This is a genomic window from Agrobacterium salinitolerans (genome assembly GCF_002008225.1).
GTDB classification, from domain to species: domain Bacteria; phylum Pseudomonadota; class Alphaproteobacteria; order Rhizobiales; family Rhizobiaceae; genus Agrobacterium; species Agrobacterium salinitolerans.
On sequence record NZ_MRDH01000030.1, the window covers coordinates 1 to 20,083 of the forward strand.

Annotated in this window: 21 protein-coding genes and 3 pseudogenes; 7 read left to right on the forward strand and 17 right to left on the reverse strand. The window is 57.0% G+C overall.

The window, feature by feature from the left end:
* Window positions 1-531: 531 nt before the first annotated feature.
* Window positions 532-2,301 carry a diguanylate cyclase gene (locus BS627_RS19795; protein ID WP_077984898.1) on the reverse strand — a complete coding sequence of 590 codons (1,770 nt, stop codon included), beginning with the start codon at window positions 2,299-2,301 and terminating at the stop codon, window positions 532-534.
* Window positions 2,302-2,721: 420 nt separating this feature from the next.
* On the opposite strand from BS627_RS19795, the gene gnd reads away from it, so the two are divergent.
* The 3 genes and pseudogenes from gnd to BS627_RS24865 form a co-directional block, all read left to right on the forward strand.
* Window positions 2,722-3,726, forward strand: coding sequence for a phosphogluconate dehydrogenase (NAD(+)-dependent, decarboxylating) (gnd, locus tag BS627_RS19800; protein WP_077984899.1), 1,005 nt, complete (start codon window positions 2,722-2,724; stop codon window positions 3,724-3,726).
* Between the two features lie 51 nt (window positions 3,727-3,777).
* Window positions 3,778-4,170 (forward strand): annotated as a pseudogene (locus BS627_RS19805) (ABC transporter permease); the annotation flags it as partial.
* Window positions 4,171-4,182: 12 nt separating this feature from the next.
* A pseudogene (locus tag BS627_RS24865) lies at window positions 4,183-4,395 on the forward strand (FAD-dependent oxidoreductase); the annotation flags it as partial.
* A 301-nt stretch (window positions 4,396-4,696) separates the two neighbouring features.
* On the opposite strand, the gene BS627_RS19815 reads toward BS627_RS24865, so the two are convergent.
* From BS627_RS19815 to BS627_RS19830, 4 genes are all read right to left on the reverse strand, one after another.
* Window positions 4,697-5,203, reverse strand: a complete 507-nt coding sequence (locus BS627_RS19815; protein WP_077984900.1) for a DUF992 domain-containing protein — start codon at window positions 5,201-5,203, stop codon at window positions 4,697-4,699.
* Window positions 5,200-5,547, reverse strand: a complete 348-nt coding sequence (locus tag BS627_RS19820) for a BON domain-containing protein (protein WP_077984901.1) — start codon at window positions 5,545-5,547, stop codon at window positions 5,200-5,202. Before BS627_RS19820 ends, BS627_RS19815 begins: the two co-directional genes overlap by 4 nt.
* 7 nt (window positions 5,548-5,554) lie before the next feature.
* Complete coding sequence (locus BS627_RS19825) at window positions 5,555-5,734, reverse strand: CsbD family protein (protein WP_077984902.1); 180 nt, start codon at window positions 5,732-5,734, stop codon at window positions 5,555-5,557.
* A 132-nt stretch (window positions 5,735-5,866) separates the two neighbouring features.
* The gene (locus tag BS627_RS19830) at window positions 5,867-7,339 is read right to left on the reverse strand and encodes a PAS domain S-box protein (protein ID WP_077984903.1); all 1,473 of its coding nucleotides are present in this window, start codon (window positions 7,337-7,339) and stop codon (window positions 5,867-5,869) included.
* 247 nt (window positions 7,340-7,586) lie between these two features.
* Here BS627_RS19830 and BS627_RS19835 point away from each other — a divergent pair, with 247 nt between their 5' ends.
* Both BS627_RS19835 and BS627_RS19840 read left to right on the forward strand, forming a co-directional pair.
* Window positions 7,587-8,144 (forward strand): hypothetical protein, encoded by a 558-nt coding sequence (locus tag BS627_RS19835; protein WP_077984904.1) that lies wholly within the window; start codon window positions 7,587-7,589, stop codon window positions 8,142-8,144.
* 26 nt (window positions 8,145-8,170) lie between these two features.
* Complete coding sequence (locus BS627_RS19840; RefSeq protein WP_077984905.1) at window positions 8,171-8,701, forward strand: lipocalin family protein; 531 nt, start codon at window positions 8,171-8,173, stop codon at window positions 8,699-8,701.
* Window positions 8,702-9,000: 299 nt separating this feature from the next.
* On the opposite strand, the gene BS627_RS19850 is transcribed toward BS627_RS19840, so the two are convergent.
* From BS627_RS19850 to BS627_RS24875, 12 genes and pseudogenes are all read right to left on the reverse strand, one after another.
* Entirely contained in the window at window positions 9,001-9,384 is a 384-nt protein-coding gene (locus BS627_RS19850) for an ester cyclase (protein ID WP_077984920.1), read from the reverse strand.
* A 68-nt stretch (window positions 9,385-9,452) separates the two neighbouring features.
* Complete coding sequence (locus tag BS627_RS19855; RefSeq protein WP_165691329.1) at window positions 9,453-10,037, reverse strand: histidine phosphatase family protein; 585 nt, start codon at window positions 10,035-10,037, stop codon at window positions 9,453-9,455.
* Between the two features lie 35 nt (window positions 10,038-10,072).
* Entirely contained in the window at window positions 10,073-10,621 is a 549-nt protein-coding gene (locus BS627_RS19860) for a P-loop nucleotide/nucleoside kinase family protein (RefSeq protein WP_077984906.1), read from the reverse strand.
* A 113-nt stretch (window positions 10,622-10,734) separates the two neighbouring features.
* Window positions 10,735-10,863, reverse strand: coding sequence for a hypothetical protein (locus BS627_RS24965; protein ID WP_276327106.1), 129 nt, complete (start codon window positions 10,861-10,863; stop codon window positions 10,735-10,737).
* Between the two features lie 123 nt (window positions 10,864-10,986).
* On the reverse strand, window positions 10,987-11,307 hold the full coding sequence (locus BS627_RS19865) for a hypothetical protein (protein ID WP_077984907.1): 321 nt from the start codon (window positions 11,305-11,307) through the stop codon (window positions 10,987-10,989).
* A gap of 1,164 nt (window positions 11,308-12,471) precedes the next feature.
* A complete protein-coding gene (locus BS627_RS19875; RefSeq protein WP_476726634.1) occupies window positions 12,472-13,128 on the reverse strand; it encodes an RES family NAD+ phosphorylase in 657 nt (218 codons plus the stop codon).
* A gap of 35 nt (window positions 13,129-13,163) precedes the next feature.
* Window positions 13,164-13,553: an MbcA/ParS/Xre antitoxin family protein gene (locus tag BS627_RS19880; RefSeq protein WP_077984910.1), complete on the reverse strand. Its 390-nt coding sequence runs from the start codon at window positions 13,551-13,553 to the stop codon at window positions 13,164-13,166.
* A 426-nt stretch (window positions 13,554-13,979) separates the two neighbouring features.
* Window positions 13,980-16,028 (reverse strand): TRAP transporter permease, encoded by a 2,049-nt coding sequence (locus tag BS627_RS19885; protein ID WP_077984922.1) that lies wholly within the window; start codon window positions 16,026-16,028, stop codon window positions 13,980-13,982.
* An 84-nt stretch (window positions 16,029-16,112) separates the two neighbouring features.
* Complete coding sequence (locus BS627_RS19890; protein ID WP_077984911.1) at window positions 16,113-17,096, reverse strand: TAXI family TRAP transporter solute-binding subunit; 984 nt, start codon at window positions 17,094-17,096, stop codon at window positions 16,113-16,115.
* Between the two features lie 277 nt (window positions 17,097-17,373).
* Window positions 17,374-17,921, reverse strand: a pseudogene (locus BS627_RS19895) (cupin).
* Between the two features lie 201 nt (window positions 17,922-18,122).
* Entirely contained in the window at window positions 18,123-18,509 is a 387-nt protein-coding gene (locus BS627_RS24870) for a hypothetical protein (RefSeq protein WP_245307202.1), read from the reverse strand.
* Window positions 18,510-18,589: 80 nt separating this feature from the next.
* On the reverse strand, window positions 18,590-18,850 hold the full coding sequence (locus tag BS627_RS24875) for a hypothetical protein (protein WP_245307204.1): 261 nt from the start codon (window positions 18,848-18,850) through the stop codon (window positions 18,590-18,592).
* Between the two features lie 202 nt (window positions 18,851-19,052).
* Between BS627_RS24875 and BS627_RS19905 the strand changes: the two genes are divergently transcribed.
* Together BS627_RS19905 and BS627_RS19910 are read left to right on the forward strand one after the other, a co-directional pair.
* Entirely contained in the window at window positions 19,053-19,358 is a 306-nt protein-coding gene (locus BS627_RS19905; protein WP_077984923.1) for an NIPSNAP family protein, read from the forward strand.
* 24 nt (window positions 19,359-19,382) lie between these two features.
* Window positions 19,383-20,036 carry a nucleotidyltransferase family protein gene (locus tag BS627_RS19910; RefSeq protein WP_420836200.1) on the forward strand — a complete coding sequence of 218 codons (654 nt, stop codon included), beginning with the start codon at window positions 19,383-19,385 and terminating at the stop codon, window positions 20,034-20,036.
* The last annotated feature ends 47 nt before the right edge of the window (window positions 20,037-20,083 follow it).

The window sequence follows — 20,083 nt, forward strand, 5'->3', positions numbered from 1 at the left end:
CTCCTTGAGTTGGGAGAGCTTTAGACGAATTTTTCCGGATGATATGTATCTAAAAATCCGAATTTCATGCCTATTCCTCCGAACTTTGTGCGTTGCACAATGTTCGGATGTGAATGTGCGTGGCCCGCTTGTCTCCGGTTCATAGTCTGACTCTCAAGCGAATGCGGGCCATGTGGTTGAGGCGACTACCGTGCATCACGCCGGTAAATTGATAGAGCGACATTCCAGATAATGTTGCCGGGATTATGGAGGCGTTCGGCCCGCGAGTGGATACGGGCCTCATGGTAATTGCCGTTGATCTCGATTCTTTCGGTTCACGGAGCCTGTTATGGTGGTTAAGCCATCATACGGCACGGCCCAGACGAGCGAACGACACGTTTTCGCTGTCCTTGGCATTTAGCCTTCCAGATCATGGCCTGCCGTCGGTCGGACAGGCGTGCAATTTTGATTTCTAACGGGTGCTGGCAGGAGCCGTCGATGCCCATGGCGTGAGGCGGTTTATTGACGGACTGGGGGTGCCAAGCCCCTCGCTCACATCGCGTCGGACGATACCCATTTGTTGCGACCGTTCTGTTTGGCGTTCAAGAGTGCGGCGTCTGCTCGTTCCAGCACGCTACTCACTGTCCCTCCCGCCGGTGCGGTTGCAATACCGACAGATACGGTAACCGGGTCAAGCAGGCGACCACGATAGTTGAACGGCGCGCGTTCAACCGCATGCCGGAGTCTCTCCGCAACCTTGATGGCATCTTCAATACCCGCAGCCGGCATCAACACAGTGAATTCCTCGCCGCCGAAACGGAATAGTTCACCCAGTTCGCCGACGGCTTCGGAAAGGACCTGGGCAACATATTGCATCACCGCGTCACCGGCGTCGTGGCCAAAGCGGTCGTTGAAGCGCTTGAAATGGTCGATATCCAGCATGAGACAAGCCAGTGAATCGTCTGGCTTCTCAATATGCTTGTTCAGCGCCTCATCAAGAGACCGACGGTTCAGGAGACCGGTCAAGGCATCGTGTCTGGCCATGCCAACCAGCCGCTGCCGCAGTTGGAGGTTTGCGACGGCAAGACCAATATTCTCGGCGAGGAGTTCCAGATAAAGTCGCTCTGTCTCCAGCGTTTCGTTTCTTGCGGGAATTTCGAGGTACAACAGGCCGACGGTGTCCCCCAAGGCGGTCAGCGGTATACAGAGACCGGTTCCGAACATCCCCTGGAGGTGATGGCAGACGACGTCGTCCCCGTCGGGATTGTTGGTGTGGGGACGTCCGCGACGCAGAGCCCAGCAATCATCGATCAAAAAATCAGACACGGAAAACGAAGGGTCGGACCATTTTCCGGTCGATTGGAGAAGTGCGCTGTTTTCCTTGAGCACAAGCAGCCGGCCCGCGATAGCGGGAAAAATCTGCGGCATGAATTTCGCAACGACGTCGGACAATTCATCCTGATTCTGGCACGCCTGAATTCGATGCATCATTTGCAGGATTAGGTCCTTGATGCGTTGGTTCCTGCGGTGCTCTGCATCAAGCCGTTCCCGTTCCAGCCCGTTGCTGCGGAAGATGCGAATGGCTTGGTTCATTTCTCCGATTTCGTCACGTCGCCCTTCGTCTGGTACCTCTATACTGTAGTCCTGCCGGGCAAGGCGCATGACGATATTGCTCATTCTGATAAGGGGCGCGGCAACCCGTCTGCTGAGGACAAAGTACAATACGGCCAAAAACATCAGTGCGGTCAGGGCAAGCATCACCTTGGCGATAGACCCGTAGAAATCACTTCGGCTTTTGGCCTGGCCAACTGTTGCCTGCGTGCGTGCCGCAACCGTCTCTCTCACATTTGCAACGGTATTCAGCAGACTTGTATGCAGTTGATAATACTCGTCACCGAACAGGACCTGTTGCGCTTCGTTCTGGCGCCCGGCGCGATAAGAAGCGATGGCCTCTCGTTCCATCGCGTCCAGAGTGTCAGCGCTCTTGCGTATATCCTGAAACAATCCTTCTTCCTGCGGCAAGGCACCGCGCGCAGACAGTTTATCCAAGGCTTCTTCGAGGTGATTTTCCTGATCTTCGTCGACATAGAACTTTGCCAGATGTTGCTCGTCGCCTCGCATAACGTAAAGACGCGCCTCCTCGGCGCGCTCGTCCGCGATGATCACCAGTTCCTCGGCAAGATCGTTTAATTCGAGATGAGACTCGATTGCCGCGCGCTCTTGGGAGGCGCTTCTTGCCGACAAAATGAATGTGGTGGCTGATACTGTCGTCAGTATCAGCGTTACGGCATAAGCCAGGTTTGTGATGGTGCCAAGTCGCATGGTGATGCCAAATCTTGCCGCACGGTATCACGACCGGGTGCGGCGGGTCCAATTTGTGGGTTTGACCAATCATTTCGCCAGGTCTGTCTGATCCCCTATGGCTACGTCTTAGTCCCGCAGTCCAAAATGTCCAACGTGCTGTGTGGATTAAATTACCAAATCTTTAGTTGTGCGCCATTTCGCCAGTACCTAGCTTACCGGTAAGGCCGCATCCGATGTGGACATGCGCCGCATGATGATGCGTAGTGGTACTGCATTCTGCGCTCGTACTTTTTTGACTGGCCCATGCAGGACATAGCGTGCAGCCAGATCGTCTTCACCTGCTTTTGGGTGAACGCGGGAGTTTGGTAAAACGGGGCTTTTACTGTTCGTCTCGGTGAATGAAGCGCCCATAGCGCATAGGAAAGAAGGAGTTTCAGCATGCAGATCGGAATGGTTGGGCTTGGACGGATGGGCGCAAATATGGTGCGCCGCCTTTTGAAACATGGTCATGATTGCGTGGTTTTCGATGTCAATCCCGAAAATGTCGCTGCGCTGGTGAGGCAAGGCGCGACCGGTGCCACCTCGCCGGACGATCTCGTTGCGAAGCTTTCACCGCCGCGTGCAGTCTGGCTGATGCTTCCCGCTGCGATTACGCCGAAAATCGCCCGTGACTTTGCAGTGAAACTTTCTGCGGGCGATACAGTCATCGATGGCGGCAATTCGTTTTATCGTGATGCGATTGACCTGGCGGCGGAGTTTGCCATCAACGGTGTCGATTTCATCGATACTGGCACATCCGGCGGCGTCTGGGGGCTGGAGCGCGGCTTTTCGTTGATGATTGGCGGCCCGGTGGCTGCCGTGCAACGGCTCGATCCGATTTTTGCGTCGCTCGCCCCCGGAGCTGGCCAGGGCATTGTAGCCGATCCCGTTACCGGCACGGCGCCGATGGGATATCTGCATTGCGGACCGTCAGGGGCGGGACATTTTGTCAAGATGGTTCATAATGGCATCGAGTACGGTGTCATGGCGGCCTACGCCGAAGGTCTGAACATATTGAAGGCTGCCAATGCCGGTATGCAGAACCGCGCGGCGGATGCGGAAACGGCCCCTCTCGCCCATCCGGAATATTACCAGTTCGATATCGATCTTCCTGCCGTGACGGAGGTCTGGCGGCACGGGTCTGTCATCGGCTCATGGCTGCTCGATCTGACGGCCGAGGCCCTGAAGCAGGACCCTGATCTAGACCAGTATGGTCGCCGGGTTTCGGACTCCGGCGAGGGGCGCTGGACGCTGCAGGCGGCTGTCGAAACGGGCGTACCGGCTCCCGTGCTGGCATCGGCGCTGTTCGAGCGCTTCTCGTCACGTGGTGAGGCCGAATTTGCCGGCAAAGTGCTCTCGGCAATGCGCAATGCCTTTGGTGGTCATCTGGAAAAAGCAAAATAAGCGCGCAGGCAGCGGACAGTTACGATCGGACGGGCCGGCTTCAGGCATAAGTCCTGGATGGAGATTGCACGCTTGGTCGAGGCAGAGGTCCGTTCCGTGCGTGAGCGAGACGTCGTGATGGCAGCCCACATGCTTGGTCTGCTCAATGGTTGGATCTTGTTTCGGGAATTACTGCCAAATGCTGCCAGGCCCACCATCGTCGCGGCGACGTTGACGGTGGCGCGCGCCATTCTTCTTGAGGCCTACATCAGTTTTCTGGGTTACGGCATTCAGCCGCCGCTGCCAAGTTGGGGCAACATGTTGAGCGGTGCCGAGCAATATCTCGACAGGGCGCTCTGGCTCGCCATAGTACCCGGTGTCGCCATCACGCTCGACGTCACGAGTTCCAACTTCATTGGCGAGGGACTTCGCGACGCGCTCGATGCCCTCAGCGATTTGAATTGAGAGTGCGGGCTGATGTCTTCTTTCTCGCCCTTTGGCGCCACGCTCTGGTGTGCGACGGGCGCTCCCGCACCGGTTACGGAACCACTCTCCGGTCTTATCCAGGCAGATATTTGCATTGTCGGTGCCTGTTATACCGGGCTGACCAGCGCGCTCGAACTGGCCAGGGCAAGCGTTGACGTCATTCTTCTGGAGCGGCGGGAAATTGGTTTTGGAGGTTCCGGCCGCCGTCCGATATGGCAGGACGACATCGAAACAGTACGCTCGTCGCCGTCTGGAAGACGGAGCCCGGCACCTACAACTACCCCGGCCGCGAACTTGAAGAAACTTTTGTGGTGGTTGAGGGCGAGGCGATCTATTCGCAGGCGGCACGCGCTCCGAGGGTTATTCCTCAAAGCCCGACGGAGGGTTTGAACGGCCGAGGCAAAAAGCATTTTTCCAGGCTGCCACACGCTTCTAAAAAAGCGCGCCGCGATGAACGCGACGCGCTTGCCGTTGACGACCCCGTGCGACCGCGGAGACGAACGGATTAACCCGCTCGCTTCAGCTGGAGGTGGGACACGCCAGCAGCCAAGTTCACGCCGGTACCAACTTCGGCACTGATCGGCTGCAGCGCGAAGTTCTTTGCGTTACCGCCGATCAGCGCGTTGGCGCCCACGCCCACACCGACCGAGGCGCCGGCAGATGCGCCAACATAATCACCGCTCAGCGCGCCGTCGCCAACGCGGCTTGCCGCCGTATTGAGCACGATCCAGCTCATATAGGTCTTGCCGGTCACACCGATGTCGAGGCCGAGCTTGCCGATTGTGCCGGTGTAGCGTTCCGTCTTGCCGGAGCGCTGACGGAACTCGCAGCTCACCGCCTTGCTTGAGCCGACGACGAGGCCGACGCCACCGGCGATTTCACAGGACAGGGTGCCGACGCGTTCCTTCTGCGCGGTTTCCGTTGCACGCTTGCCGCTGTGCTTCGTTTCGGCGGAAGCGAGTGGGGCGATGGCCAGAGTTGCGATTGCAGTTGCAAGAACGAGTTTCTTCATTGTTTGTCACTCCTGTTATTCTTTACAAGTTGGATGCGTGGGGCAGAGGCATCCAGATAGGTATGGGGGCGCTGCCGGATCGCCAGATCGGCGATGATCGGCCGCGATGCGAAACATTCTGCGATGATGACCGCCCGTTCGAAGGCAGAGAGTGTTTCCACTTCGCCCGAGAGCACGATCCTGCCCTCGACGGATGTGACGGAGATCGAGCTGTCTTCCTGTCCATCGGCATAGGCGAGCACGGCTTGCAAGGCGGCACACAGGCTGACGTCCTGGGGGAGGCAGTTTGTGGCCGGGGTCAGTTCACAAGCAAGCATCATGGTGAAACCTCCTACCTTGAACATCAGCGGTTCACTTGAATGCCTTTTTGACGGCGTCCTTGGTCTGGCCAAGCTTCTCCTGCGCCTGGCCCGCCAGTTTTTCGGCTTTGCCTTCCGCCTGCAGCTTGTCGTTGCCGGTGATCTTTCCAGCCGCTTCCTTGATGCTGCCCTTTGCCTGACGGGCGATACCTTCGATACGGTTGTTGTCCATGACGAATTCCTTCCATCGTTTTGAGGGTGCCGCTGTTGGTAACGGCATGATGGAAAGATAGGCCGGCAAAATCGCCGCTGGCAGAGCAATAGCTACTAGTTCGACTGGTACAAACTGACCTAATTTGCGGGTTCAGCCGCTATTTTTTTTACTGCCGACAAATCCACGCTCCCGCGCCCAGATTACCGCCGCGGTTCGGCGGTTGACACCGATCTTGCCGTAAAGAGACGCGATATGGTTGCGGATCGTGTGTTTGGAGAGGTTCAGCCGATCGCTCATTTCCTTGTCGCTGCAACCGTCACAGATTAGCGATAGTATCTGCTCCTCCCGATCCGTGAGATCCTTCAGCGATGCGGTCGATGTGGCGCCGCGCGAATTTTGCCGCAGCCCCGCGAGTCGCTCAACAACGGTACGGCTGAACCAGGAGGTGTCGGCCATGACACTTTCGATGGCTTCGATCAGCTCGTTTTCGGATCTTCGCCGTTCCGTAACGTCCTGTATCGCCCAGATGACGCAAAGCTGGTCATTGATCTCTGCGCGTTCTGCCGAAACGATGCACTCAGCTACGCCGCCATCAGCGAGGTTCATGCGCAAATTTTCATTCCGGATAGGGATATTGTCCTTCAGCCGTTTCTCGATTTCGCGTCGTGCTGCCACATCGTCCCACAATCGCAACTCGCTTGCGGTTTTGCCGATCACCTCGGCTTCCATGTGACCGCAAAGCGTCAGAAAGGCATCATTGACCTCCGTCAGCACGAAGTCGCTCAGCCTGGAAATTGCCGCCGGCGCGGGCGACAGACGGAAGGACTTGAAGAATCTTTCTTCGCTCTGGCGAAGCGCGTTCTGTGCCTTCCGGCGCCCGTCGAGATCCGCGAAGGTGAACAGCATGCAGGGCTCTTCGGCAACCGCGATTGTTTCCCCTGCCACGATCACCAGCCTGTCACCGCCCGGAATGGGAATGAGCGCCTCGCGATGGCGAATGACCCGGCCTTCATCCAGACGCTTCAGCGCATCCTCACCGGTTTCGCACTCGGAAAACAACCCGAGTTCCTTGACGCTGATACCGATGATCTCCTCGCGGTTGAAGCCGGTCATTTCCAGAAAACCCTGATTGACGCGAATGAAACGTTCGTCTTCCAGCCGGCAGATCAGACCCGGCGCCGGATTGGCGTTAAAGGCGCTCTCGAATCGCGCTTCAGCCTCAAACCGCGGTGTCTCGTCGCGAATGATCAATACAAGCACATCGGGTTTTGCGCCGTCATCTTCAAGAATAAGGCCACGCAAGGTATGGACCCAGCATTCAGCCGCATTGTCACTTGGCGATATCTCCACTGTCACATCTTCGAATGTCTCTCCGGCAAGTAGCCGCTCAAGCGGATACTGACCTTCGTCGAGAAGATGATTGTTGCGATAGCGAAGCGTGAAATTGCGCCTGTAGCTTTCGGCGTCGGCGCCAAGCTCCGACACGGTCTCTATGCGGTGCATCTCCAGTGCTGCCTTGTTGGCCCATGCGATCGTTCCTTCGGTTTCCAGCAATATCAGCCCATCGCTGAGGCCTGCGATCAGGTTCTGTAACACGAGGCGGTTGATCTTCGGCAGGTTCACGGTGTCATCCTTCTAGCCCTGTGGCTTCTGGTAGTTTGTGTCGTCTCTAACGCCAAGCGACGTTAAGTGTTGCAGGACGCCACTTGGCCAGAAAACGAAAAATGAGGGATAGACGAGCGCTACATCCGTTTTGCGTGTCGATTTCCGGAATCGCCATCGCACTTTTGTCCCGCCACTGAAACCAAACGGGCCTCTTCTTCGTATCTATGCCAGCGGCCAACTAGGCGCTAACGGAGAAGACGGCCTGATGGAGCTTGGAAGAGACGATAGGCGGACGGGCCTGGCCGTAACCGATGACCTGACGAAGGCAACCCTGACCGTTGCCTGGGTCATCATTCTCAACAAGCCGTTTTATCCGCTTTATGTCTGGTATCTGGTCGATGCCGGCGCTGCTGAGGCATCGCTCGTTACGCTGCTATCGCTGCCGTTTTTCCTTGCTATCCCGTTTCTGGCAAAGAAATCCCATCTGGCTGCGCGCCTGGCGCTTCCTCTTGTGGGAACGCTTGATACCCTGTTTGAGACAGCGATATTCGGCCACGCATCCGGCACGGAATTTTTCTTTGCGGCATGCATTATGCTGGCGGCCATCTCGTTCCGTGCGGATGAGAAACTCTGGCAATATGCGATGGCAATTCTTGTCTTTATCGCCTTCTTCTGCTCGCGCACATTTCTGGGCGCGGGGCTGCAATCCTGGTCGGCAGATGATCTTGCAACGCTTCTCAATCTGAATGCGTTCTCCGCCGCCGGTCTCATGGCCTTTATCGCGCTTCGATATGCCGGCATGTCACGGCGAACTGAAACCTGAACCCGATTGATCGACAGGAGGAGTTTATGCAGAAAAATCGCAAGCGCGTCGTGGGTGCGCTGACAGTCTCGCTACTTCTATTCTCGGGCTCGCTCGCTACTGCTGCCCCCAAGCCTGTTGCCGTTGATGCCGGTCACTATCGGGGCACATGGCTGGAAATCGGTCGCATGCCGATGCTTCTGACGGACGGATGCGTTGCCGGCTATACCACCTACCGGCAGGGGAAGTCGGCCGATGAAGTGCTGGTCGAAGATGGCTGCCGCGAAGGCACGCCGCGGGGCAAGTTGAAAACCATCAACGGTGTTGGAAAGATCTTGGACTTCGCGTCTACCAAGGCGAAGATGAGGGTCCGTTACCCACTCCTGATCACGTTCAATTACTGGGTGCTCTATAAATCACCTGACAAGTCCTGGTTCATCAGCGCCAATCCATCCACAGACGATGTCTGGGTTTACGCCCGCAACGTTCCCTCCAAGGCGAAGCTCGAGAGGATGATGATGAAAGTGCGCGAGCTGGGTTATGATGTCAAAAAGCTCGAATTTCCCGCCCAGAGATAACCGCTGACGGAGCGCATTCATGATAGCCTAGTTTGAAAGCGGCTATAGAGCCATCGTCATCGGTGCGTCCGGCGGTATTGGCGCGGCACTGCTTGCGCGCCTCAAGGCCGATCCTCGCTGTGCGCTCGCCCTGCCTCTGTCTGGCAGCCGCGACGCTCTCGACATTACCGACGAGACGAAGACAGCTTGAGTTTTCACTCAGGTCAAAGCGCCTATTCGGCATCGTGGTGTCCAGGCACAGAGTTGGTTGCTTTTGGGCCGATCGTGACCTGCAGGACGGAAATCGCCGATGGCGGCATTCAGGCAATCTGGCGTTCGATCGCAGCCTTGTCGATGACCGACCAGACCCTGCAGATTTTTGCGTGTTCGAATTCGTAGAACACATGCTCGCAGAATTGAACGCGCCTGCCATTGACCGGAAGACCCATGAAGGTAGCTTTGGGGGTGCAGTTGAACGGAATCCGAGCGGCAATCCGCGTCACGTCGCTGACAAGGATTTCTGCCTCAAATCGCAGGTCGGGAATGTCGGCAAAGTCCTTGACCAGCATATCGCGATAGCCCGACAGCCCGAAGGGCCGGCCATTGTGTTCGACATTGTCGTTGACGAAGGTGCCGAGGTCATCGAAGTCCTGGCGGTTAAGGCAGTCGAGGTAGGCGAGATAGATGTCGTTGAGTGTTTGCAAGTTGTTCTCCTCTACCGGCATGATGCGCCCCCCGAAGCTCTGGAGTTACCGGAGCAAGGTGGTGCAGGTCAAACTGTGATGAGCTCGCACCTGCCATCATTTAGCCGGTAAAACCCATCCTGCGGAACGGGAAGTTCGAGCATTTCCTGCTTTAAAAGTCCGACAAACACACCCCGAAGGATCCGCCCGAACAGACCATGGGAAATGGCAATGGTCGGATGCCGGACATCCGAGATCCATGACGTCGCGCGCTTGCAGACCTCATCGAAACTTTCGCCATCTGGCGACCTGAAATACCAGTCGAACGCGTTGGATCCGTCAAGAGTGCCGGGAAACTCGTTGTCGATCTCAAACCGCGTCATCCCGTCCCAAGACCCGGTCGTGACCTCAACCAGTCGGTCATCTTCGACAGACTGGAGAGGCACCTTTGCCTGTACGCGTTCAGCGGTCTGGCGCACGCGCCCAAGCGGACTGACCTGCATCTGGAACAACCGGTCATCGTTGCAGAGCGTGTCGCGGAGCAAGTGAGCTACATGATCCGCCTGTTCAATGCCGCGTTGCGTAAGGGGTGAATCCAGTTGCCCCTGAAACCGGCCAAGAGAGTTCCAGACGGTTTCGCCGTGACGAAGGAGGTAAATGGTCGGCCGAGCCACGCTTGTTTCATCCTGCACGTTCGTTATCGTTTGCTTCACTTGGAAACATCAATACCGAAACGTCCCGATTGCAGCGCATTGATGACCGAGTGCAAAGTCTGTTCCTTGTCCTTGCCTGACACTGGTAGGACATGGTGCTCAAAGGCGCCAAGATCGGTAAACTGCGAGTGAAGATCAGCGACGACCAGCGGATCGCTGAGGCTGTCGCCACCCCGGGCCAGACAGCGTTCGATCGCCTCAGCAGCTGTCGTGCGCAGCACAATGTAATGTAGTGTCCGAGAAAGCGCCGAAAAGGCCGGCAGCCAGTCCGGTCGCACGACGCCGTCTAGGATGACGAAGTAGCCCTCTTTGGCGTAATGACCGGCAACATCGGCGGCGATCTGCATGATCATGCGGTTTTGTTGATGGGATTGCGGTAGCCATGGATCGATGCGGCCGTGCTTGATATATCCCCACAGATCATCGCTGTGAAAATGCACCTTTGGAACGCCGGGAAGGTTCGCAAGCGTTTCGGCGATTGTGGACTTGCCGGATCCGGGGTGGCCGGAGAGAAGCAGGATATTGCCGCCAAGATCGCCCGTCATGTTCCTTCACTGACCTCTGGTAGGCATAAAGCGGCTGATGAAATCATTCGTCTATCGACGGTGCCACCCCGGCGTTTCCTATCTTGGCTCGCAGGGAGGCAAATGAAGCGCCCCTATTTGGCAAAGCCTATCACGAAATATGCTGATGCAAAAAGCAGGGTGACAATTGTGAAGAACATAAATCCTGCCGCCAGTTCATCGAACCGACCGTCGCGGTCATTGCGGTCCCAGTCGTAAGCCATAGCCAACCTCCATCGTTGCTGTAAGGGAAGGGTGGTCTGGTATGGTTAATGGAATCCTAATGGTTGCAGGCTGAATGTTGTCGGTATGATTTGCCATTTGGCCGTCTGAATATGGGCCGAGGATTAGCGAGCTGGCGTGACGATGCTGATGTCGGTTTTGCTGTCGAGGACGATATGCAGGTCGCGGATCATGCCGGCCGCGAGCAGCAGAGCGTTTCGGATTTCTTCATCGCTGCGCCACCCGAGTTCAATGGAGAGGGCAACGGTTTGGATCTCGAGGAGACGGTCACGGCCGGGGCCGGGTGGAATTCCGATTGTTTCGCGCATGTCGCGGATAGTTGTGACGGCCCGTTCGAGCATTCGCCGCTTCTGATAGCCGTCGAGTTGATCGAGCCTGTTGGCGTCGCGGACAAGTTCGGCAATGAAACGGTTGGTCGCGGTCATTGTATGAGGTTGCCGAGTCGGCTGACGGCCGTCAACAGAAGACCGGCAGCGTGGGCTTCAGCTTGCCGTTGTGAGGTGTTGCTGTGATGACTGTGCATCAGGGCGGAACGCGCTGTGAAATTGTTTACGTTGTCTATTTTAGTGAAATATTACATCGAAACATCATATATTTATGTAACATTTCGGATGTAGAAAATTAAGATTGCAGCAAGTGCCGGTATAGCAATTTTTAGGGCAATGTTGATGAAACAATAGTCTCCTGAGACGAGGAAAAGACCCTCGCTCCTGACGGGTGTAATCCCACACAGATTTTCGATCAGGATGATTTGGCGCGACCAAGTGAAGGGCTTACCGATCGGGAAGCGGAGCCTCGATTCCTCGAAAAACGTCCTGTACGGTAAGTAAAACGGTGGAGGTTGACGGTGTTCAGATCCCCGCATGATTTCGGCGCTGCTATTAGGGAAAGACGCAAAGCGTTGCCATCCGGTGAGCAAGGCTCGCCGATGATCGTTAGCAAGCTCATCATGGAACTTCCTCAACAGGGGCAAGGCCTGAAAGATAATTCGAGATAGATTGGGTTGCATTTGTCTGTTGGCAGCACAACGAGATCCTTGTTTCGCCTTTCGCGGCGACGCGGAGTTCATTGCGATCTGGTGCTGCTGCAAGAGACGAGCGGCACAGCCTGACGACGGTTTCGCGTTGCCATCGACATGCGGGGCACCTTCCATGCGTGATGCCAAAGGGCCGTGATGCTGATCTCCACCGTTTTGGTCACGAGCGGGAACTCGCGAGGTTGCTAAAAGTCGGGTCAGGAGCAGGGATCGGTGAGGGTGTGGTTCATGGTCCAACTGACTGTCGGGCGCCAGATGCATTTGCCAGGGTGACATCCGGTCCGCGCGTTGTCACGAAAGGCGGCTGTTTTGGCCGAAAGCTATTCCACGGAGGTCAAACCACGAGCTCCAAGAGCAAAAATATAGCCGGTAATTGAGATTGAACGCCATGCATGGTTCTATGCCCGACGTGTAGCTGATCCTGCCCATCGATTCCAATCTGCTATCCGAGGGGCCCATATGGATTTCAGATATGATTGTCCGCCCTGTCGAGACGCGGACGCGGCTTCTCGACATTCCGCATGATTTCGCGGAAACCTGTGCTTCGTCGCTGCTACGAGATTGCGACGATCGAATAGTCCGGCGCGCCTTGCCAGATTAGATCCCAGGACGCGCCGGGCCGGACGTTCTGGACAGCCCCCGGATCGAAACAAACCAGGCAGTTTCCGACGGGCGCACGGACGGAGGGATAGATGAGGCCGCGGCTTCCATCTCTCCGCAACCGGGCGGCCAGTTCCTGTCCCTCGAGATAGCCAACCTCCGGGTCGGGATTGAGCGCGGCGTGTTCGGGTTCATCGGTCAGGTCGTCGAATTCTCCGATAAAGTCGGAGATCAGTTCGACATAACGGGCGCTGTCATGGAACGAGCCGGCGAAACGAAGCTCGCGGGTTCTGTGCCATGCGACCTCCGCGACCGATACCATCACGTCCCAGGCGCAATACCAGGCTCCGCGATCTTCGGAGTTGAAGCGATTGCCTCCTGCCCGCGTATAGGTGAAGGCCGCATTGACATGCGTGTCGCCGTAGATCCTGAGATCACGGTTGCGCCGCCGCCAGGCAAGCTCTCGCGGATCGAGATGCGGATTGCGGCCGCGCTCGGCGAGCAAACGGGCGCTGGTCAACCCCTCGATCTCGGCCAGAACCTCCAGTTCCTCGTCGCTGTCGACGAGACCGCGAAGCGCCGGCGGCTTGTGGTAGGTTGCGGGCAGCATGCGGACCAGTCCTCGGACCGATAGCTCGGTTTTCCTCATGCGCCGCCCCGAAGCGCGTCCAGATAGGTTCGGATTGCCAGAATTTGCGGGAGACCGCCGTCGATGGCGGTGTCGACCGGGCGCGCGCCGCTGAAGAGAGGGCCCGTGTTCGGGCGCGTGAACCAGCTTCTGGAAAGTTGCTCAGAGAAGTAGAGTTCGAGCGACTTGTAGATCCCGATCACGGCACTGAGGCGTAGCAACTGGTCCTTCGTCAATTCGCCGGTAAATCCCGGTTTACGCGCACGCTTCCATGTGCTCTCCGACATGTCGGCAAGGCCCGCTGCGTCCCTGAGGCTCAGCGACCATGCATCGGCGATCTTGGCATAGGCCTTGAGTGCGACGGCATTGAGTTCCGAGGGTTTGTGGGGCTTGACGGCGATTTGCATAATGGCCTCCTGATATTCGCAATATAGGCCATATGATCTTCAAGTAAAGATCATATGACCTGATATTTGATCGGGTAGTGGCTCCCGTTGCAAGAGTTTTGGCTCCTGCTTCAATCATTGCGCCCGAATGGGTGGGTGAGCCGCGGCTATTCCCTCAGTGCGAAACCCATGCATCCGCCCGTCGACACGAAGGCCAATGGATGGATCGCCGGCGCAAGCCCTGCATGTCAGCATGATACTGCAGACGACGGCGCTGGCCTTTGAATTAGGCGTGCCGCATCTTTGGCTGCTCCTCCAGCACGATGGGATTTCCATTCTCATTCAAAGTTTGACGCCAAAGAACGTGGTGGCGACAGGGCATTGTTGGGATCGTCAAAGGCAAATTCTTCGATCGGGGGATCGCAGAGAAGCGATGACGCTCAATTCTCACACCTTTACCTGTCTGGCGGCGGTGAATTGCCGCCCTAATACAGGAGCGGCCAAAAGCAGTCCTATAAGCGACGACACGAATTCGGGAACGACTAACAGGATCGCCGCCAAGATCAGCATTGTTCTCTCCCACCAAAAGGTTCTGACAAGCAGGAAACCGGAGAGGGCGGACCCGAGAAATGTAATGCCCAGCACGCAGCCAACGAAGGCAACTGTAAAATCACCCCAAGAGAAGTTGGTTGTCACCAGCAGCAGCGACGGCGAGAACACGAAAACAAACGGGACGAGGACTTTTCCCAAGCCAAGGCGGAACGCTGTATTTCCGGTCTTGAATGGGTCGGCTCCTGCCATGCCTGCCGCCGCATATGCGGCGAGCGCGACTGGAGGCGTGATGTCGGCAAGCACACCGTAATAGAAGACAAAGAAATGCGCGACGATAGGTTCCACGCCAAGCATACCGAGCGTTGGGGCGGCGATGGTCGCCATAATAATGTAGTTGGCGGTCGTCGGAATACCGCAGCCCATCAGGATGCAGACGACGCCAGTCATAATCAGCGTGAACAACAGCGTCAGTGTCTGCGGTCCGAACCAGGCAGCCGGAACCATCGTACCGATCCAGCCGGCTATTTCTGCTGCAGTCGTGGTGACGATGTAGGAAATCTTGAAGCCGACGCCGGTCAACGTGACGACCCCGACGATGATGCCAACGGTGGCTGCCGCTGCGCCAACGGCAAGCGCGTACTTGGCGCCGTCCCGCAGTCCCTCGAAGACCTCCGTCAACGACATGCGTCGGCGCGGATTGATGAGGCCGACCGCGATGCAGAGCGTTATTCCCCAGAATGCCGCCAGGTATGGTGTGAAACCCGAGAGCAGGATACCGATCAGCACGACGAGGGGGATGACGGTCGGCCAGTCGCGCTTGAAGGCCTCCTTGAGATCCGGCATTTCGTCGTCGGTCATGCCACGAAGACCTTCGCGTTTTGCTTCGAAGTGAACCTGAACCAAAACTCCGAAGAAGTGCATGAAAGCCGGAACGAGCGCTGCCAGGATGATCGTAGTGTAGGGGAGATTGAGGAACTCGATCATCAGGAATGCTGCCGCACCCATGATCGGCGGCGTGATCTGGCCACCGGTGGACGAGGCGGATTCGACTGCCGCGGCGAAGGTGCGCTTGTAGCCGAGCCGGGTCATCGCTGGTATTGTGAGCGAGCCAACTGTGACCGTATTGGCAACGGACGAGCCGGAGATCATGCCGAACAACGCTGATCCGAAAATCGATATTTTGGCCGGACCACCAGCATACCGCCCCGCGACCCACGCGGCACAATCCAGGAACAACTGACCGAGCCCGATGCGTGTGGCAAAAACCCCGAACAGTACAAAATGGAAGACATAGGTGGCGACGACACCGAGTGCGATGCCATATATGCCTTGACTGGTAAGGTAGAGGTGATTGATCAGCTGTGAAAAGGTCGCGCCGGGATGTACCAGGATGCCAGGCATCGATGGCCCGTACAGGGAGTAGGCCATGAACAGGACGGCGATGATCGGCAGGGGCCAGCCGACCGAACGGCGGGTCGCCTCAAGAAGAACCAGTACCAGCAGGCCGCCCAGGACGACGTCTGTGTTCGTGGGATTTCCAACACGGAAGGCAAGGTCGTCAAGCGGGATGAACGGCACGTGCATCACGGCGACTACGGCACCGATTGCCAGCGCCCAGTCGAAAAGCGATATGCCCAGAGGCCGCAGCACAGTGGAGGCCGCCACTTCGCCGTAACCACGTCGTGATACGGGGAAAACGAGGAAAATCAGACCGAGGACAAAGGACAGGTGGATGCCGCGATGCATGACCTCCGACAAAAGGCCAAAGCCCGCAGTGTAATAATGAAAGATCGACAATGCGATCAGCAGCGCTCCGACCAAGCGGGCAGCGAGTGGCGCCAGCCGCCGGAATCGGATTTCCGCATCGAACTGCTCCTCAAGCTCGCGCGCCCGTGCTTCATCCAGCTCCATCGGAGAGGCCTTGCCGGCCGTATCGTCGCCCATGCGGAAATCCTTGCATTTGTATAGATGGCCAATACGGAGACCGGCCTCAGCCTGTCCCCGCATCGCAAATCGGGTTTCCAACGTTTATTTGAGGACGCCGGCTTCCTTATAGAATTTCTCCGCACCGGGATGGAGCGGGATACCAAGACTGGTTGTCGCGTTCTTGAGTGTAATCATCTTGCCCTTGGCATGCCCTGCATCGAGTGCTGTTCGGGTGGCGTCGTCCCACATGACCTTAGTGATCTTGTAGACCAGATCGTCCGGCTGCTTGGCACTCGTTACCCATTGAGCTGCCACGGAAATCGTCGGTGTCTCCGCAACATCTTTGTAGGTGTTGGCCGGAACCGTATCCTTCGAAAAGAACGTGTAATCACTTATCAGCTTGTCGACTTCCGGACCGCTGATCGGTACCAGTGAGATGCCGCTTGACGTCGCGAGTTCCGAGATTGCACCGGTCGGATAGCCACCGACAAAGAAATAGGCGTCCAATCCACCGTCCCGCAAGCGGTCGCCAGCGGGGCCAGGCTTGAGATATTCGGCTTTGATGTCGCTTTCCTTCAAACCGTAGGCCCCCAGAACAATCCGGGCGTCGACGATCGTACCGGAACCGGGTTCATCAACGGAAACCCGCTTGCCCTTAAGGTCCGCGACCGATTTGATCCCGGCATCTTTCCGGGCGACCAGATGAATTGTTTCTGGATAGAGGGTGGCAATCAGTCGAAGATCCTCGACCTTGCCTTTGCCTTCGTAGAGCCCTGTGCCGCTATGTGCCCAAAAGGCGACATCCGACTGGGTGAAGCCGGACTCCATAGAGCCGCCCTGGATGGCGTTGATATTGGCAACCGATCCATTCGAGGCGACTGCAGTGGACACCAGTCCAGGGACACCCTTATCGCCAGCACCCGAAATGGCATTGGCGATCAGCCCGCCAATCGGATAATACGTCCCAGCTGTGCCGCCGGTACCGATCCTGAAAAATACTGGCGCCTGGGCCCCTGCCAAGCTGACGCCGAGAGCAATTGCGCCGACGACCGCGCCGATCGACAGAAAACGTTTGCGGATGCTCATAGATATTCCCTTTCTCCTGTTTTAATCAGCATGAGAAAGTGCCTATCCATTGTCAACCGTGAGTATGACCCGCAGCAGTTGCCTGTTGCCTGCAGGGGATTTACCGCCGTCGTCAAGAGTTAAGGTTCTGTGATGTCAGATTGAGTGTCCTTGAGGTTCAAAAGCCTTTCGGGTGGCTAGATCGTCACGTTGGTCGAGCCGCAAGAATGCGCCAACTACTCCAAATCGTGCGGATATGACCACGAGTAAAGTGGACGCGCTCTAGGTGTCTTGCATTCTACGAATCTGCCTCGAGCGGGCACTTTGCCCGTCTGGGTTCGTTCAACGCCAGACAAGAGGCCACCAAAATTTTGGCCAGACCGCCTGACGCACCGGTTACTGGATCGGTGTTCGGCTTGGGTAACGACCTTATTCTTGCGCGCATTTCTGGCGTTGGCGTTGTGCTCTGAATGTCAGCCTGCTGCCCGGCAGGATATGCGCTCACGACCTGAGAATCCGCGGACGATTTGAGCCTTTTGTGGCCGGTGCCCGCTGACCGTGGGGTCCGCCGATCTGCAATGTTGCTAGACCACGCCCGATGCCGAGAACCTCACGCGCGCCGCTGTGGTAGTGGTGATAGTCGAACACGCCGTTTCGCCAGATTCCTGTCCAGCCCTTCCGAGAAAACATGGCTTCAAACGACCCGGTGTCCGGTTGCGGATCGACCTGTCGATAGATGATCACGGCAAATGTCTGGTTATTGAGTATCTGATCACCGGCCTCTGGGAGGATATTTCGGTTCTCATGCCTGTCTCGTTGTGTCGCTTGCCTGGCGCTGAGGGACATTTTATCGCGACATCCGCACGAGCCGGCGACGCCCATACCTTGACGCCGGCCCATTACGCATCTAAGAGACGCGTGCAGCTTTCCCAATATCGAAAAGCGGCCCGTAGGGGCCGTTTCTTGCCGCTTCAAACAATATCGCCTCGTGACGCTGTAGGTTGGATGACCTCTCCATACCCTCGCTTCGGCTTGGAAATCCCCACCCTAGGTCAGCAGATAACCGGCTTCGGAAATGCCTTGAGCAATGGCTTGCCCCGCAAGGACGATAATGTCGCCTTCAACGGGATGATGAGGCGGCAGTAAGTGTTTGTCGATCGTCAGCAGGAAATGCGATGAGTGCCATTCGCCTGGCGAAATGGAAATGTAAGACCAGCGATGCCAGGCAAATGGCATGGTGGCGAGTGTCATTCCCAAAAATCCTTTAAGACGCATCGACCATGTTTCCGAGGATTTGGCGTGGCGGGCAGCATCGGTCTCATCGACAATCTTCACACGCTGAAAGGCGGTTTGACAGTGATTGATCTTCCATGCCTCGGGGTCATCGTTGGCCAGATCGATCGTCGATTTTACCGGCTCGGCGATCAGCGCCACGTTCGGGCTGAGCAGGCGCGGAACGAAAGAGAGAAAGGCAGGCTGCGGATTTCGCGCAAGGGAGCGCTGACGCGAATTAGCTACGCCAGACACCGCCAGTCGAAGCTCTGATGTGAAGTGTGGTGCGCGGGCAGCCGGTCCAGCCGGTATAAGCCTGCCCAAAAAGTCTCTTTCAGGTTGCCGGACTGCCGGTTATAGCACATCTGGGCAGAACCCCAGTTCTTGATCCATACCGCTGGCCCAACTTCGACCGGCACTGTCACCAGGAAAATCCGGGGACGGACGATCGTGCACACATGCTCGATGACGCGGACCGTGCGGTTGAGGTGGGACATGTGCATGAAAAAGCTCCTTGTCGCCACCAGCCGCGCACAGCCTTTAGCGCATCGTCCAGCGGGGAGAGTTCGGGATGCCAGTGTATGGAAAGATTGATACCGTGTCCGTGAAAACGGCAGTGGGTGCGGTAGCTTGCTCATCGCAGATGATGGCACCAAAAACGGAGCGTATGCCTAACGCGGACAGATCATAGAAGGAGTTTCTTTGTTGATTACCTGTTACCTCAGATACATCATTGACCCCCATAAGCTTTCGGAGTTCGAGGATTATGCACGGCTCTGGATCCCTATCTTCAATCGTATGGGGGGGACGCATCATGGATATTTTCTGCCGAGCGAGGGCGCCAACAATATCGCACTGGCTCTGTTCAGCTTTCCAAGTCTCGCTGCCTATGAAGATTATCGTATCAGGATGGTGTCTGCTCCCGAGTGCATTGCGGCCTACGAGTTGGACAAGCGCAGTCGTAGCATCGTGAGCTACGAGAGATCGTTTATGCGTCCGGTATTGGATTAAGCGGTGGGATTACCGATGGAAGGTATGGCAGGGCCGCCGGAGCGAGATAGCGAAAAGGATGGTCGCTCGCCGGCAAACGTCGCGGCGGTGATCTTGGCTGCCGGAAAAGCGAGCCGCATGGGCAACGGTGGCGGACATAAGCTGCTGGCGGAATTTGACCGTGAACCGCTGGTGCGCCGTGTGGCTAAAACAGCGCTCGCCGCAGATGTGGAATCCGTTATCGTTGTGACGGGTCACCGGCGGGAAGCAATAGAAGCCACCCTCCTGGGCCTGGAGGTTACCGCCATCTACAATCCGGATTATGCATCCGGGATGGCGAGCTCGCTGATCGCAGGATATTCAGCCGCCACAGCGCGGGATATCGACGGCGTTATCGTCATGCTGGCGGACATGCCTGGTGTCACGGCGGGTGATCTGGACGCCCTGATTGCTGCTTTTCGCCTCGCATTTGCAAAAGCGGTCGTTCGCGCGGTGTCGCGCGGCCAACGGGGCAATCCGGTCGTCCTTCCAAGGTCACTTCATGGTGCCATTATGCGCCTGGAAGGCGATGTCGGCGCGCGTCAGCTCATTGAGACCCCCGGGGTAACGGTCATCGATTTGGATATCGGCGACGCGGCCCGTCTCGACGTTGATACGCCCGAGGATGTTCTTGCAGCAGGGGGCGTTCTCGAGAGGTAAGGACCACGGTCACGGTTTGTGTACCACTGAGAAATGGAGGCCCAAGC

Excerpts from the sequence above, each read along its gene's own strand:
- gnd (WP_077984899.1), top strand. The coding sequence starts at position 2,722 with ATGCAGATCGGAATGGTTGGGCTTGGACGGATGGGCGCAAATATGGTG.
- BS627_RS19820 (WP_077984901.1), bottom strand. The coding sequence starts at position 5,547 with ATGTTCAAGGTAGGAGGTTTCACCATGATGCTTGCTTGTGAACTGACC.
- BS627_RS19825 (WP_077984902.1), bottom strand. The coding sequence starts at position 5,734 with ATGGACAACAACCGTATCGAAGGTATCGCCCGTCAGGCAAAGGGCAGC.
- BS627_RS24965 (WP_276327106.1), bottom strand. The coding sequence starts at position 10,863 with ATGGCTTACGACTGGGACCGCAATGACCGCGACGGTCGGTTCGATGAA.
- BS627_RS19840 (WP_077984905.1), top strand. The coding sequence starts at position 8,171 with ATGCAGAAAAATCGCAAGCGCGTCGTGGGTGCGCTGACAGTCTCGCTA.
- BS627_RS19890 (WP_077984911.1), bottom strand. The coding sequence starts at position 17,096 with ATGAGCATCCGCAAACGTTTTCTGTCGATCGGCGCGGTCGTCGGCGCA.
- BS627_RS19815 (WP_077984900.1), bottom strand. The coding sequence starts at position 5,203 with ATGAAGAAACTCGTTCTTGCAACTGCAATCGCAACTCTGGCCATCGCC.
- BS627_RS19795 (WP_077984898.1), bottom strand. The coding sequence starts at position 2,301 with ATGCGACTTGGCACCATCACAAACCTGGCTTATGCCGTAACGCTGATA.
- BS627_RS19860 (WP_077984906.1), bottom strand. The coding sequence starts at position 10,621 with ATGACGGGCGATCTTGGCGGCAATATCCTGCTTCTCTCCGGCCACCCC.
- BS627_RS24875 (WP_245307204.1), bottom strand. The coding sequence starts at position 18,850 with ATGCACATGTCCCACCTCAACCGCACGGTCCGCGTCATCGAGCATGTG.
- BS627_RS19910 (WP_420836200.1), top strand. The coding sequence starts at position 19,383 with ATGGCAGGGCCGCCGGAGCGAGATAGCGAAAAGGATGGTCGCTCGCCG.
- BS627_RS19835 (WP_077984904.1), top strand. The coding sequence starts at position 7,587 with ATGGAGCTTGGAAGAGACGATAGGCGGACGGGCCTGGCCGTAACCGAT.
- BS627_RS19875 (WP_476726634.1), bottom strand. The coding sequence starts at position 13,128 with ATGCTGCCCGCAACCTACCACAAGCCGCCGGCGCTTCGCGGTCTCGTC.
- BS627_RS19880 (WP_077984910.1), bottom strand. The coding sequence starts at position 13,553 with ATGCAAATCGCCGTCAAGCCCCACAAACCCTCGGAACTCAATGCCGTC.
- BS627_RS19865 (WP_077984907.1), bottom strand. The coding sequence starts at position 11,307 with ATGACCGCGACCAACCGTTTCATTGCCGAACTTGTCCGCGACGCCAAC.
- BS627_RS19885 (WP_077984922.1), bottom strand. The coding sequence starts at position 16,028 with ATGGGCGACGATACGGCCGGCAAGGCCTCTCCGATGGAGCTGGATGAA.